Origin of the sequence: Chryseobacterium sp. 6424 (assembly GCF_003692615.1) — a bacterium.
Lineage (GTDB): Bacteria > Bacteroidota > Bacteroidia > Flavobacteriales > Weeksellaceae > Kaistella.
In genome coordinates, this window is record NZ_CP023540.1 from 1,064,673 (window position 1) to 1,078,439 (window position 13,767).

Consider the following 13,767-nt stretch of genomic DNA (forward strand, 5'->3'; position numbering starts at 1 on the left):
AGGCAGCTTTTTTTGTATTTTTACCGCATGATTTCTAAAGCGACCATTGATAAGATATTTTCTACCATACGTGTAGAAGAGATTATCGGCGAATATGTACAGTTGAAAAGGGCGGGCTCTAACCTGAAGGGGCTGAGCCCTTTTCATGAAGAGAAAAGCCCGAGTTTCATCGTGTCGCCCAGCAAACAGATTTGGAAGGATTTTTCCAGCGGAAAAGGTGGTACAGCCATTTCCTTCCTCATGGAAATCGAAGGCTTCACCTATCCCGAAGCCCTGCGGCATGCAGCGAAAAAATACGGTATAGAAATAGAAGAGGACCGCCGCGAGATCTCAGAAGCCGAAAAACAGTCACAAACCGAAAAAGAACTGCTGTATAAAATTCATGAAGTAGCCAACCAGTTCTTTCAAGACCAAATTCAGACAGAAGAAGGACGGAATGTGGGCTATGCCTACTTCAGGGAGCGCGAACTGCGCGCTGACATCATCGAAAAATTTCAGTTAGGATACGCCCCCGAACAGAAGGATGCTTTTACGCAGTACGCACTGGAAAAAGGCTATACCAAAGACCTTCTGGAAAAAGCAGGTCTGGCCATCTTCCCGGAGAACAGCCCGAATGGGGTAGATCGTTTTCGTGACCGGGTGATCTTCCCCATCCACAGTTTTTCTGGGCGCGTGCTTGGTTTCGGTGGCAGGATATTAAAAAACAATATAAAAACTGCCAAATACCTCAACTCCCCCGAAACAGAAATCTACCACAAATCTAATGTGCTGTATGGCCTTAATCATAGCAAACAGGCCATTTCGAGGCATAACCTGTGTTTGTTGGTAGAAGGTTATATGGATGTCATTGCCTTACACCAGGCGGGTATTGAGAATGTAGTGAGCAGCTCCGGCACGGCACTTACGGTAGAGCAGATTAAACTGATCAAAAGACTTACTGAAAACGTAACCATCCTTTTCGATGGCGATTCTGCAGGTATCAAAGCCAGTTTCCGCAGTATTGATATGCTGCTTTCCGAAGGGATGAACATCCGTGTTTTGCTGTTTCCGGATGGTGACGACCCCGATTCTTTTTCAAGAAAGCATCCGCAGGAAAAGGTAGAGCGCTTCATCCGCGAAGCAGCCACGGATTTCATTGATTTCAAAGCAGAAATCCTGCTGAAAGAAGCGGCAGGCGATCCCATCAAAAAAGCGGAAGCCATCCGCGACATTATAAAATCGGTTGGTTTTGTGCAAAACGCGCTAAAACAGGAAGTGTATGTGAAAGAAGTAGCGGGGAAATTCGCGCTTTCGGAGCAGTCGCTTTTCAATGAGCTTCACCTTCAACAACAACTCCAAAAACAGCATACCACGCCGGCTCCCAAGCCCTCAACTTCACCCGTGAAGCTGGTAAAGGTGGATGAACAACCTACGGAAAGTATCAGTCCGCTTTATGTACTTGAAGAAAAACTGGTGGAACTGATGCTGAAATATGGCGACCGACTTGTGGAGCGTACAGATGATGACCAACAAAGCTATCAGATCAGTGTTATTGAAGAAATCATCGGGCATCTGGAAGAAGATGAATGCGAAATACAGTCACCGCTGAACGAGAAAATTATTGCAGAGATAAAAGACGGGATCCGCTCGAATCAACTTCGGTCAGGCAAGTTCTTCCTGAGTTTAATGGATGAGGAAATTTCGGGCAGAATTGCCACGGCTTTGGTAGAGCCTTATGAAAACAGCGACTGGAGTAAGCACCAGATTTTTTTCAGTAAAGAGGAAGATTTGGTACCCAAGATTGTAAGCGATGTCATATACCGTCATAAACGGGAGTATATCGTAAAACTTATTCATGACCTGAAGCATTCACTCAGTAATGATGATGACAGCGAGGAAGTCTATAAAAAAATCATCACACTGAATCAACTCCGGAAAACACTGGATGAAAAACTCTTCCGTATTTTATGACACTTTGGCGGAAAATACAGTATGGAATATTGTTTGCCTAACAGGGATATCAACTGATAAATACATTATAATGGACATAAAAAAAGATTTCAGGGATTTCTCTGTAAAACATTTAGGTAACAGCGGTCTTGCCACAGATCAATATATGGGGATGTTTGGGCCTACTAACCTTACCCCTTACATCATGGAAGAACGCCGTATGAACGTTGCACAGATGGACGTTTTCTCGCGTCTGATGATGGACCGTATTATCTTTCTTGGGACCGGGATTGATGATCAGGTAGCCAATATCGTCACTGCACAGCTGCTTTTCCTTGAAAGTTCGGATGCGTCAAAAGATATCCAGATTTACATTAATTCGCCAGGTGGCAGCGTCTATGCCGGGCTCGGAATTTATGACACGATGCAAATCATCAAACCTGATGTATCCACCATCTGTACCGGTATGGCAGCTTCTATGGGAGCGGTGCTTCTTGTTGCAGGTGAAAAAGGAAAACGTTCCGCGCTTAAACACTCTAGGGTGATGATTCATCAGCCTTCTGGTGGTGCACAGGGCGTAGCTTCTGATATGGAGATCAACCTGCGCGAGATGCTTAAACTAAAGAAAGAACTCTACGATATCATTTCTGAACATTCGGGGCAAACCTACGATTGGGTAGAAAAAGCCTCAGACCGCGATTATTGGATGACATCCTCTGAAGCGAAAGATTTCGGTATGGTGGATGAGGTGCTCGAAAGAAAACCTGCACAATAGAATAGTACATTTCGTAAAAAAAGGCTGTCTCATTTCTGGGACAGCCTTATTATTTGGATTAATGAGTTTTATGCATTGAAACCTTCAATGATTTTTGAAAAATCATCAATCTTCAAGGCAGCGCCACCAATCAGGCCGCCGTCAATATCAGGCTGCGAGAAGATTTCTTTAGCGTTATCGGGCTTTACAGAGCCACCATAAAGGATAGAGACCTCATCAGCCACCTCTTGGCCGTATTTAGCGGCAATCAATTGGCGGATATGTGCATGAATTTCCTGCGCCTGCTGCGGACTTGCCGTTTCACCGGTACCGATGGCCCAAACAGGTTCATAGGCGATCACTACTTTTTTGATCTCATCAGCCGAAAGCGTGAAAAGTGCCGTTTCTGTCTGGTTTTTTACCACTTCTAGGTGTTGGCCAGATTTTCGTTGCTCCAGTGTTTCGCCGTTACAGTAGATAGGTGTAAGGCCTTTGTCTAAAGCCAGTTTCACTTTTTTGTTACAGTGCGAATCGGTTTCGCCATGATATTGTCGACGCTCGGAGTGTCCGATGATCGCGCCAGTAACATCAATAGACTCCAGCATATCCGCAGAGATTTCGCCGGTGTAAGCGCCACCTTCGAATTCGCTCATATCCTGTGCGAAAATCCCGATTTCATCGTTTTCATAAAGGTCTTTCGCCATCATCAGGTAAAGCGCGGGTGGTGCGATCCAGATTTCGCAGTTGGTGTCGTTATTTTTTTTGTACTGCAGTAGCTGAAACATCAATTGTTGGGCTTCAATGACGTTTTTGTTCATCTTCCAGTTTCCTGCAACGATCTTTTTTCTCATGACGGAAGTTTTTTTAGTTCAGTTTCCAGATATTTTTTAACAAAGTATAATACTCGTGTTCAGTATCATCTACAGTTTCATCTGCTTTTATGAGCGATTTGGCAAACTCGATGAAAGATTTTCTTTCATCCTCGGTAGAATCATCTAAAAAACAGTTGGCATGGAACTCAAAATGTGATTTCCAGTCTTTAGGGTGTAAAGTGGCGATAATATCAAGTTCATTATCAAGATCAATGTTGAACGGGAACTCTTCGGCAAGGAACTGCTGAAATTTAATACCTTCCTCAGCAGAAAACTCGCCGTCAACGGAAGAAAGGATCATAAGTAAGTGATAGCCTGCAATTGATTTATTCGATTTTTGCATTTTTTTAATGAATTATTTGTAATTAAGTTATTTCATTTATTTATATAATCTTTGGCGGACATTTTATCGGTTACGATACCGTTTTTAATCACCAATACAAAAGGGTTGCTTCTTGCGATGGTTTTGATTGCGGTGGCATCCATCAGCGCATTCGGGATGGTTTTGAAAGTATCGGGAGCGGTAGAAATCCCCACCAGATAAGCATTTTTAGATGCCAGCACTTTCTTTTCAGCCATTGCAATTACGGTACCATCCGCTTTCTTGGGGGCATAAGAAAAAATAAGGACCGCATGGGGAGCCTGTAGGATTTTTTGTGTAAGATCTTGCCCATCAATGGTTTCTGGTTTGAATTTCGTGATTTCTGATGTGTAGCCTTCTTTCACCATTTTAGAGGTGGTTTTACTTTCTTCGATTGTCCAAGGTGTGCCGTTTTGCCAGTATTTTTTATCTGCCACGTATTCGTCTTGGTTAACTTCTACCATGGCGCCGGTTTGTTTATTTACGAGTGAATAAAAGGTTTTGTATTCCGATGGGTTTTTTTTGGTTTTTGCAATCTCTGCGTTTAAGTCGGTCCCGATTTTATAATCGCGGAAATCTATCAAAGGTTCATGCGAAATCCCATAAACAATGATGAATCCCATAGTCGCTGTTAAAATTGCAAGTGCTGTATACTCCCAGTTTTTCTTAGGCTGCAAACGGCTGAAATGTTTTTTACACACGAACCATAAGATGAGCAGCGCGCCCAAAAGTGCTATATCTTTAAAAAAGCTTTGCCAAGGTGTAAATTTAATTGCGTCGCCAAAGCATCCACAATCTGTCACTTTATTAAAATAGGCGGAATAAAACGTGAGGAATGCAAAAAATACACACAACGCGATGAGGGAGATTAATGTAAACTTCAGCCTGATCTTCAGCAGCAGCATAAAGCCTAAAAGTAACTCGAGCACCACCACGATGATCGCGATTGGCAAAGCAAAACGCTCAAAATAAGGCATATTGAAGACATCCGGTGAAAAATATTCTTCAAGCTTAAAGGAGAAACCTACCACATCCACGGCTTTTACAAAACCCGATGCGATGAATATAAGTGCGGTAATAATGCGGAGAATCTGTATCATACGCTTCTTTTAAACAAGTTTCCCGAGATTTTCAGTACCACATTCCTGAAGTTTTATAAGACAGAACACGGCATAGTTCAGCATATCAAAATAATTGGCATCAATTCCTTCAGAGACCAATGTTTCGCCGGCATTGTCTTCTATCTGCTTTGTTCTTAGCACTTTCTGGAAAATAAGATCGGTGATGGAAGTGATTCGCATTTCGCGCCAGGCTTCACCGTAATCATGGTTCTTCCTCATCATCAGTTCTTTTGCTTCAGCGGTGAAATGGTCATAAAGGGCTAACATTTCATCACGGTCCTGCTGTAGGTCATCAGCGCAGCCTTTATGGAGCTGTATCAGGCCAATGATGGCATAATTCACGATGGCGATGAAATTCTCCTGTTCCGATTCACCCACTTTTGAGAGACCAGTTGTCTGAAAATTCCGCAGGCTTTTTACCTTTATATATATCTGATCTGTTAATGACGGAGTCCTGAGTACACGGAAGGAAGGTCCATAATCGGTAAGTTTCTTCCGGAAGAGGTCGCGGCACAAGGCCATCACCTCATCAAACTGTTGCGCTGTTTTCTGCATAAGTATCAAATCTCATCAAAGATAAGCATTTTAGCCTTTCTTAAAAGTGCGGGCGCGCATGAATTCGGTTTGTTTATCTAAATTTGCAGCTATGAATGCCTCATTTCACTTGCCTGTTTCGGCTGGCTTTTCCATGAATTGCCACGGGAAACTTTTTGATTTATCTGAACCTAAAGTCATGGGTATCCTGAATCTTACGCCAGATTCTTTTTCTGATGGCGGTAGGTTCATGAATGTTAAAGACGCCTTGCAACACGCAGAAAGAATGATCGAAGAGGGCGCCGACATCATTGACATCGGTGCACAATCCACACGGCCGGGCGCCAAAAAACTTTCTGCCGCGGATGAAATTGAACGTCTAGGGAATATCATCGCCGAAATCAAGGCCCATTTTCCGCAGGTGCTGGTTTCGCTGGATACTTTTTATGCGGACGTGGTGAAGCTTGGTTTCGATCAGGGCTTAGATCTTATCAATGATATTTCCGGTGGAATGTTTGATGATAAAATGATTGAAACCGCCGCAGAAACACGCCTCCCGTATATTTTGATGCATGTGAATCCTACATATCAAACCATGCATGTTGCAGATATTGATGCTGATATTATACTTACTATTAACCAGTATTTTTCCGAAAAAGTACAGCAGTTGAGAGCAGCCGGCGTGAAAGACATTATCCTTGATCCGGGTTTTGGTTTTGGTAAAACGGTACAGCAGCAATTTCAGATGACAGAGGAACTCGGTTTTATTGGGTTTGGTGCGTTACCGATGCTCGTGGGTATTTCGCGCAAATCTTTCATTTACAAATCAATGGGTAAATCTCCACTGGAAATCAGTAAAGAAACCCAGGCACTTCACATGAAAATGTTGTTACAAAACGCAAAAATACTGCGCGTACACGATGTGGCTGAAACCAGGCAAACGATTAGCCGTTTTCTGAAAAACTAATTCAGTTGCGAGAGTTTATCGGCGTATTCCTTAGCGAACTGCTGGCGGTCCTCATTTAATCTTTCAATCGTAGAGGGCAAGATATAGTTGAACAACAGTTTTTCATCGTCATCCAAAAAGATGATTTCCTTTTCTTCACCATCAATCATCTGCGCGAAGACTTCCCACATAGAAGTGTCTTTCATTTTCAATAAATTGAAGAACTGCGAAGCTTTAATCTGAATATTTTTCATTAGAATCCTAAGATGTTTAACTTTAACTGGATGGCGAAGTTTTCTTTAAAGACAGGCGTGGCATAATAACCCACACGATAGAAGAAGCCCAGATTGAAGGGCGTGCCAAGAAAATGATTGGTCTCTAAACCAACTTCCTGATACAGACGGTCGAGTTTTTCAAATGTAAAACAATGTGTTTCAGGTTCGTTCATGTTCCCGATGATGCCGCGATATACGACATCAAAACTTGAAACACTTTTGCCGAACGTACGGAAATAAAGAGGCAAGCGGTGGGTGAGGTAATAACCTGCAAAACGGTCGTTATAGTATTTACCACTTTCCATGGTGGCAAACCCGAGGAAAGAAGTGAGGTTCAGATTAAGTTTTGTGTTGCCGCTGCCGTGGCCATTCATCGCAAAATGATGCCAGATTGGCGCCTCACCAGAAAGTAATCCGCCATATACCCTAAGTCCTGTTACACCTGCTTTGGTAGTGAAGACATGCTGTGCGAGCGCATCAAAACGGCTGTAGTTCAGCTCGCCGCCAAGGGTCTGCAAGCCTTGTTCATAATTGAGGTAAAATTCAGGATAATTCTGTTCGTAAGTAAATTTTCCTGAAGGCGTCATGATGTTTTTTGACTTTGGCGAGTATTTCAACGTGGCTCTTACCGCGAAATTATCAAATTCACCGCTCTGTCCCTGATAGTTATAATCGAAAAGTGCTTCTTCGGTGTCTTTCTTGGCAGAGATTCTTAAGGTCAGCGCATTTGTGAGGTCATTTTCATAAGACAGTTTGAAGCCTTTATAGGCATAAAACCGGTCGTTGTTAATATCAATCCCCGAGTTCATATATTTCATTCTGAAAGTCCAGAGATCTTCATTAAAGCGGCCCGCAGCGATTACATCGTTATAATATTCGGCCCTGAAAACCGAGTTTTTCTCGAGTGTGGTCCTAAGGTCAATACCTGCTCCATACTTCCAGCCACGGTCTTTAAAGCCATAAGCGATATAGGCATCTGGTGAGAAATAAGGATTGAAACGTTCGTTCAGCTTTGCGCCGACTCCAATTCTGGCGCCTTCGTAAAGATTGTATCTAAAGAGTTGTGCGATGTCGAAATCTACAATTCCGACTCTGAATTTGCCTCTTAGCAACCCGGTAAATCCGTTTATTCTTTGGTCTAGCTTGTATTTTTTTCCTACACTGTCGATTTTTTGATAGGTGAGTTGTTCTCTTGCCGTAAGAGCATCGGTGCGGAAAAGTTCGAGAGATTTGCCATCGCTGTTTTTAACCGACATCGTATAACCGCTGAATTCTTTCTTATCTTCAGCGATCGGGGTTTTGAAGTCGAAATAATCGGCGGTCATAAACACGTAGTTCCCGAATTTTCGATTGGTGGCCAAAGAGTCTTTTTTCTTATTGGAAGTACCGAAGTTGGTGCTGCCCATTTTAATTTTCAGGTTTTCTTTGTTCAGGAACCATTTGTTATTTACAGGAACCCAAATGCTGGTAATGCTGCCCTCACTCTTTTTATGACTGTTACTTTCTATTTTTTTAAGTGCGTAGGATTCAGCGTCTACATACAGATATCCGTTGTATTTACGCCGGTTTACAGCTTGTTTATTACCTACTTGCCGAAAACGGATGACATAGTTTTTACGGCCTTCAATAGCTATACTGTCTGTCAGGAAAAAACGATACAGCGGACGGTTTTCTTTGCGGATTTCCCTTGGGATACGGTTTCGGTTGCTGCGTAACGTCATCATCTCATATAACGGTTGCTGTAGGCCGGCCACACGGTTATCGAGGATGTTTATTTTTTCACCATATTTTTTAGAATAAAGAAATTCTGAGGCGCGTTCCCATAAAAATAATTTACTTTCGGCCATCAGTTTCATTATATTCTCGCTTTCGACGGAGTCTTTTTTCTTTGAAGCTGTTTGTGCGGCAGCGGGTAACTGGCGCAACGAGTCTAATCTCTTTTCTAGGAAAACGTTATAGGCTCTAATACTGTCTTCATCAATATCGAGCGATATTTTCTCGTATGATTTAAAGGAATACGAATCGAGGCTTTGCGGGGCATTTTCCTCGAAACGGTCATTTACTTTCTGTAGGATCTCCAGTGCCCGCGGATCGCTTTCATCGTTGATAACCACGCCCTGTATCGACTGTATTTTGGGGTCTGTTTTGGTAAGCACTACTTCCATCACCTGATCTACCACCGCTTCATCATCATAGAAGCCGGAGGCTTTTACTTCCACTTTCTTACATTTTGTCCGGAAGTTCAGGATGCCCTGCGCGTTGGTTTTCCCCAGTTGTTTACTGCTACACCAAACACTGGCACCTTCGATGGGCTTTGCATCACCGGCTTGTATGACCTTCAGGCGCGATTGGGCCGGAAGCGAAATAGAAATGGCAGAAACCAGCAGAAATAAAAGTTTATTCATGGGACAAAAATATTTAAAATTATAAGAAAAGTGCTGCGATGCCATCGTTTTCCTCAAATGATATACACTGTGCAAAGCATCATTACAAAATACGTTGAAGACAGTTGACAGAAACTGAAACTTCGTTAACGAAAGTAATGCCAAAGTCTTTGTAAACTTTGTCGTTAACTATTGATAAAAGGGTTTGACAGGACAGTAATTGTAGGCGAATGACTTAAAATATATTTGAAAGCAAAAATTAATCATAAAATCATGAGATACGCGCCCATTTGTTTTTGCCTTTATAGAACTGAACATAATACTTCCTAAGACCTGCATTTTCCGGTTGCTGAAGGTGAGGATCTCTTGCCAACAGCTCATCTACGGCCAGTTTCGATACTTTTATCACTTTACCGTCTGCTACCAGATCCAGTTTTTTGAAGTCGATTACGCCGCTCTGCTGCGTCCCGAGGATATCTCCGGGCCCACGCAGTTGCATGTCCACCTCAGATATTTTAAAGCCGTCGTTGGTTTGTACCATGGTTTTAATACGGGTACGGCTTTCTGAACTCAGTTTATCCGAGGTCATTAAGATACAATAGCTTTGTTCCGCACCGCGGCCTACCCGCCCACGCAGTTGGTGGAGTTGTGAAAGGCCAAATCTTTCAGCGCTCTCAATAATCATTACAGAAGCGTTCGGTACGTTCACCCCAACCTCAATCACTGTAGTAGCCACCATGATTTCTGCTTTACCAGAAGCAAAATACTGCATGGCGGCATCTTTTTCTGCGGGTTTCATGCGCCCGTGCAACATGGTCACATTTTTACCTTCAAAAAAATCGCTGATGTGACCGAAGTTTTCCATTAAATTTTTATAATCCAAAGTTTCGGACTCTTCAATTAACGGATAGACGAAATAGACCTGCCTGCCTTTTTCAATTTCTTCCTTTGCAAACCTAAAGACCGATAAACGGTCCTTTTCCCGGCGATGGGCGGTGATGATCGGTTTTCGGCCTACCGGCATTTCATCAATCACCGACACCTCCAGGTCGCTGTAAAAGCTCATAGCTAACGTGCGGGGGATTGGTGTGGCGGTCATAACCAGGATATGGGGTGGTATTTTATTTTTGGCCCATAGTTTTGCGCGCTGCGCTACGCCAAAACGGTGTTGCTCATCAATGACTGCCAGGCCTAATTTACGAAACTGCACTACATTTTCGAGCACCGCATGGGTGCCCACTAGCATATGAAGTTCGCCTGATAAAAGTTCTTCATGAATGATTTTTCGGTCTGATGCTTTCGTAGAGCCAGTAAGCAGCTTTACATTTACACCGGTACCCGCTACCAGTTCCTGTACCGAATTATAATGCTGCTGCGCAAGAATTTCGGTAGGTGCCATCATACAGCTTTGGTAACCGTTATCCATAGCGATCAGCATCGTGAGCAGCGCGACCATGGTCTTACCAGAACCTACATCGCCCTGTAGCAGTCTGTTCATCTGTACCGGTTTTTTCATATCGGTACGGATTTCCTTTAACACGCGTTTTTGTGCGTTCGTAAGATCAAAAGGCAGGATATCATTGTAGAAATGCTTAAAATTTTCGCCAATGATGGGGAATGGGTTTCCCGGGACCGACGTTTTTTGGTGTTGTTTTTTAAGTCCGTACCCTAACTGAAAAAAAAATGCTTCTTCAAATTTCAGGCGTCGGTTAGCGTGTTCGGCGTGCTGCACATCTGCAGGGAAGTGGATGTGATAATATGCTTGCAAACGGCCGATGAGCTTTAGTTTCTTAAGTAACGTAGCCGGCAGGTTCTCGTCGATTATTGCAGGTAAACTGCGCAGGATTTCAGCGATGACAGATTGAAATAACTTATTGGTTATGCCTCTTTTGGCCAATTTTTCACTACCAGGGTAGATGGGCAACAGGGAGCCAGATATGGCTTTTTTTTCATCGGTTTCTATCTCAGGATGTGCCATGGAGAAAGAGCCATTGAAGAGATTGGCTTTTCCGAAGATAAAGATCTCGCGGTTGAGCGGAATTTGTTCTTTCATCCACTTTGAATAACGAAACCAAACAAGCTCCATACTGCCGGATTGGTCGCGGAACTTGGCGGTCAAACGTTTCTGTGCGTTACCGTATGCGATTTCCTGCAGTTCGGTGACTTTTCCTTTCAGTTGGATTTCGTTTTCAGGCTCTGCCGTGAGGTCTTTAATGGCGTAAACTTTACTTTTATCAATATACCGCAGCGGGTAGAAGGTGAGTAAATCTTCCACCGTAGAAATTCCCAGTACATTGCGGATGAGCTTGGCCCGCTCAGGACCAATTCCTTTTATGTATTCGATGGAAGTTTCTACTGTCAATTTTTTTAGATAAAGAATATCTGCGAATTTCGGTAAAATAAAAACGACTTCCAAAATTTGTCGGGAGCCGTTTTTTATGCCTTAATCAGTCTTTGATACTTGATTTGAATTTCCGCTGGTAATTTTCCCACTGCTCGCGGGTGGTAATTTTCCTGTACTGATCCTGTGCGATGAAGGGTATGTAAGGCTCGAGTTCTTTGGCGGTAAGTGCACCCTGAAGTATTGTTATGGGCATGGTTTGTTCATCTAGAAATACGATGGTAGGTACGGCGTTTACGTTCATGAATTTGGTGAATTCGTGCATAGGATTTCTGAGTTTGCCGTTTATGTGTGCAGGATTGGAAAATGTGCGTCCGAAAAGCGTAAAACTGTCTTTACCTTCTGCATTGAATTTTACTGGGTAATAATATTCATTCAGATATTGGCTGATCACCGGATGATTATAGGTGTTTTTCTCCATTATTTTGCATGGGCCACACCAGTCAGCATAAAAATCGATTAGGATTTTTTTAGGATTTTTCTCCTGGGCAGTTATAGCTTCCTGTAGTGTCATCCATTTCACTTGGGCACTGGCAGAAATAAATAATAAGAGTATGAATAAAGAGACTGTTTTTTTCATTAGTAGTTGGATGTCAATAATATCAACAGGTTAAAGATCAGCGCACTTCCTGCATAAGTTTTTTAACCATAGGGGAGATTAAGATTAAAATAACTCCCGCGACTACGGCATATAAACCAAGTTGTTTATAACCTTCGGTGTACGCTAACAAAGCATCCATATTTGAAGAGCCACTTTTGGCAGTTGCCATATTCGCCCCAATGATGCCTGCCACATACTGCCCATATGCAGAAGCCAAGAACCACATCCCCATCATCATTCCTTGCAGTTTTTCGGTAGAAAGTTTCGTCATGATGGACAGACCGATCGGGGAAAGGCAAAGCTCACCAAACGTGATGACCAATAAGGCGATCGTGAATATATTTAATGACGTCACACCCTGCAAATCGGCAAAGAACCGCGTGGCGAAAAGCACATAATAACCTAATCCAAGGAAAATAAAGCCAAGTCCGAACTTGATCAGCGTGTTAGGTTCCAGTTTTCTTTTACTAAGCCAAATCCATAATAAACCGACAAGTGGAGCCAGGAAGATGATGAAAAATGCGCCGCCAGAGTTGTTCACGCCATTTGGATCAAGGCCCAGAAGATCTTTATTGAGGTTATTTGCGGCAAATATGCTTAATGAACCACCCGACTGTTCATAAATTCCCCAGAAAAGGATAGAGAATATGATGAATACAAGTGCTGCCCAAAGTTTGTTTCTTTCAGAAGAATTTACTTTCGACATTTCGTAGAAAAGATAAATTAAAGTCAAAGGTCCGACAGTCCACATGAAATAATCGGTGTATTGCGGTACCGAGACCATTTGCATAATCATAGGGATGAACAGTAAAGAAAGTACATAAACACTCATCACTTTCCATTTTTCCATCGGCACGATGGTGCCATTTGGCAAAACTTTTTGGGGCATCAGACCAATCGGGCCGAGACTTCGCTGTGTAAATATAAAATTGATGAGGCTGATTACCATTACGATAGCCGCAAGGCCAAAAGCTACGTTCCATCTTTTATCTTCAGGTATCAGTTGAGAAAGCATTTCCCCTTTACCGATGGCGATACAGATATAACCACCAAGCAGCGCCCCAAGATTGATGCCCGCGTAAAACAGTGAAAAACCCGCATCACGGCGAGAATCGTCTCCACGGTAAAGTTTACCGACCATTGTGGAAATGTTTGGTTTAAAGAAACCGGTACCAACTACTGTAAAAGAAATTCCCAGGAAAAAGAAATCATGCGGATTCATGGCCAGGATCAAACTTCCTGCAATCATTAGCAAACCGCCCCAAAAGAGTGATTTCCGGAAACCAAGGATTTTATCAGCGAAAAGTCCGCCCACAAAGGTAAAAGCATACACGAAAGCCTGTGTGGCGCCATATTGCAAATTGGCTTTTTCGTCATCGAATCTCAATTCAGAAATCATAAAGAATACCAGCATCCCGCGCATTCCGTAGAAGCAGAATCGTTCCCACATTTCGGAAAAGAATAGTGACCAGATCTGTTTGGGATATTTTCCTTTAAAGTTCTGAATTTGTTCGAGCGTGAAATCCATTGATTGAAATTTTTAACGAAAATAGAAAAAACCACCGGATATTCGGTGGTTTTAAAGTTTT

12 protein-coding genes are annotated in these 13,767 nt (G+C 42.8%); 3 read left to right on the forward strand and 9 right to left on the reverse strand.

The window, feature by feature from the left end; translation table 11 throughout:
- The first annotated feature begins 27 nt into the window (after positions 1-27).
- Positions 28-1,950: a DNA primase gene (gene dnaG, locus CO230_RS04960; RefSeq protein WP_122028896.1), complete on the forward strand. Its 1,923-nt coding sequence runs from the start codon at positions 28-30 to the stop codon at positions 1,948-1,950.
- A 70-nt stretch (positions 1,951-2,020) separates the two neighbouring features.
- Positions 2,021-2,704 carry an ATP-dependent Clp endopeptidase proteolytic subunit ClpP gene (clpP, locus tag CO230_RS04965; RefSeq protein WP_122027581.1) on the forward strand — a complete coding sequence of 228 codons (684 nt, stop codon included), beginning with the start codon at positions 2,021-2,023 and terminating at the stop codon, positions 2,702-2,704.
- A 68-nt stretch (positions 2,705-2,772) separates the two neighbouring features.
- Here the strand turns inward: clpP and tpiA are convergent, their stop codons facing one another.
- From tpiA to CO230_RS04985, 4 genes are read right to left on the reverse strand one after another with little or no spacing between them, the layout of a single operon-like run.
- Positions 2,773-3,534, reverse strand: a complete 762-nt coding sequence (gene tpiA / locus CO230_RS04970; protein WP_122027582.1) for a triose-phosphate isomerase — start codon at positions 3,532-3,534, stop codon at positions 2,773-2,775.
- A gap of 13 nt (positions 3,535-3,547) precedes the next feature.
- Positions 3,548-3,898: a TerB family tellurite resistance protein gene (locus CO230_RS04975; protein ID WP_122027583.1), complete on the reverse strand. Its 351-nt coding sequence runs from the start codon at positions 3,896-3,898 to the stop codon at positions 3,548-3,550.
- 32 nt (positions 3,899-3,930) lie between these two features.
- A complete protein-coding gene (locus CO230_RS04980; protein WP_122027584.1) occupies positions 3,931-5,016 on the reverse strand; it encodes a BT_3928 family protein in 1,086 nt (361 codons plus the stop codon).
- Between the two features lie 9 nt (positions 5,017-5,025).
- Positions 5,026-5,592, reverse strand: a complete 567-nt coding sequence (locus CO230_RS04985) for a DUF1599 domain-containing protein (RefSeq protein ID WP_122027585.1) — start codon at positions 5,590-5,592, stop codon at positions 5,026-5,028.
- A 91-nt stretch (positions 5,593-5,683) separates the two neighbouring features.
- Between CO230_RS04985 and folP the strand changes: the two genes are divergently transcribed.
- Entirely contained in the window at positions 5,684-6,538 is an 855-nt protein-coding gene (gene folP, locus CO230_RS04990; RefSeq protein ID WP_228438191.1) for a dihydropteroate synthase, read from the forward strand.
- Here folP and CO230_RS04995 read toward each other — a convergent pair.
- From CO230_RS04995 to CO230_RS05015, 5 genes are all read right to left on the reverse strand, one after another.
- Positions 6,535-6,771 carry a hypothetical protein gene (locus CO230_RS04995; RefSeq protein ID WP_122027586.1) on the reverse strand — a complete coding sequence of 79 codons (237 nt, stop codon included), beginning with the start codon at positions 6,769-6,771 and terminating at the stop codon, positions 6,535-6,537. The two genes, folP and CO230_RS04995, sit on opposite strands and share 4 nt — an antisense overlap.
- On the reverse strand, positions 6,771-9,197 hold the full coding sequence (locus CO230_RS05000; protein WP_122028898.1) for a DUF5686 family protein: 2,427 nt from the start codon (positions 9,195-9,197) through the stop codon (positions 6,771-6,773). The genes CO230_RS04995 and CO230_RS05000 overlap by 1 nt, the downstream gene beginning before the upstream one ends.
- Positions 9,198-9,447: 250 nt before the next feature.
- Positions 9,448-11,538 (reverse strand): ATP-dependent DNA helicase RecG, encoded by a 2,091-nt coding sequence (gene recG, locus CO230_RS05005; RefSeq protein ID WP_122027587.1) that lies wholly within the window; start codon positions 11,536-11,538, stop codon positions 9,448-9,450.
- An 85-nt stretch (positions 11,539-11,623) separates the two neighbouring features.
- Positions 11,624-12,157, reverse strand: coding sequence for a thioredoxin family protein (locus CO230_RS05010; protein ID WP_122027588.1), 534 nt, complete (start codon positions 12,155-12,157; stop codon positions 11,624-11,626).
- A gap of 37 nt (positions 12,158-12,194) precedes the next feature.
- Positions 12,195-13,706 carry a peptide MFS transporter gene (locus CO230_RS05015; protein WP_122027589.1) on the reverse strand — a complete coding sequence of 504 codons (1,512 nt, stop codon included), beginning with the start codon at positions 13,704-13,706 and terminating at the stop codon, positions 12,195-12,197.
- Positions 13,707-13,767 lie beyond the last annotated feature (61 nt).

What these genes read in the sequence shown, in the direction of transcription:
- tpiA (WP_122027582.1), bottom strand. Translation starts at nt 3,534, where the DNA reads ATGAGAAAAAAGATCGTTGCAGGAAACTGGAAGATGAACAAAAACGTC.
- folP (WP_228438191.1), top strand. Translation starts at nt 5,684, where the DNA reads ATGAATGCCTCATTTCACTTGCCTGTTTCGGCTGGCTTTTCCATGAAT.
- dnaG (WP_122028896.1), top strand. Translation starts at nt 28, where the DNA reads ATGATTTCTAAAGCGACCATTGATAAGATATTTTCTACCATACGTGTA.
- CO230_RS05010 (WP_122027588.1), bottom strand. Translation starts at nt 12,157, where the DNA reads ATGAAAAAAACAGTCTCTTTATTCATACTCTTATTATTTATTTCTGCC.
- CO230_RS05015 (WP_122027589.1), bottom strand. Translation starts at nt 13,706, where the DNA reads ATGGATTTCACGCTCGAACAAATTCAGAACTTTAAAGGAAAATATCCC.
- CO230_RS04995 (WP_122027586.1), bottom strand. Translation starts at nt 6,771, where the DNA reads ATGAAAAATATTCAGATTAAAGCTTCGCAGTTCTTCAATTTATTGAAA.
- clpP (WP_122027581.1), top strand. Translation starts at nt 2,021, where the DNA reads ATGGACATAAAAAAAGATTTCAGGGATTTCTCTGTAAAACATTTAGGT.
- CO230_RS04980 (WP_122027584.1), bottom strand. Translation starts at nt 5,016, where the DNA reads ATGATACAGATTCTCCGCATTATTACCGCACTTATATTCATCGCATCG.
- CO230_RS04985 (WP_122027585.1), bottom strand. Translation starts at nt 5,592, where the DNA reads ATGCAGAAAACAGCGCAACAGTTTGATGAGGTGATGGCCTTGTGCCGC.
- CO230_RS04975 (WP_122027583.1), bottom strand. Translation starts at nt 3,898, where the DNA reads ATGCAAAAATCGAATAAATCAATTGCAGGCTATCACTTACTTATGATC.
- CO230_RS05000 (WP_122028898.1), bottom strand. Translation starts at nt 9,197, where the DNA reads ATGAATAAACTTTTATTTCTGCTGGTTTCTGCCATTTCTATTTCGCTT.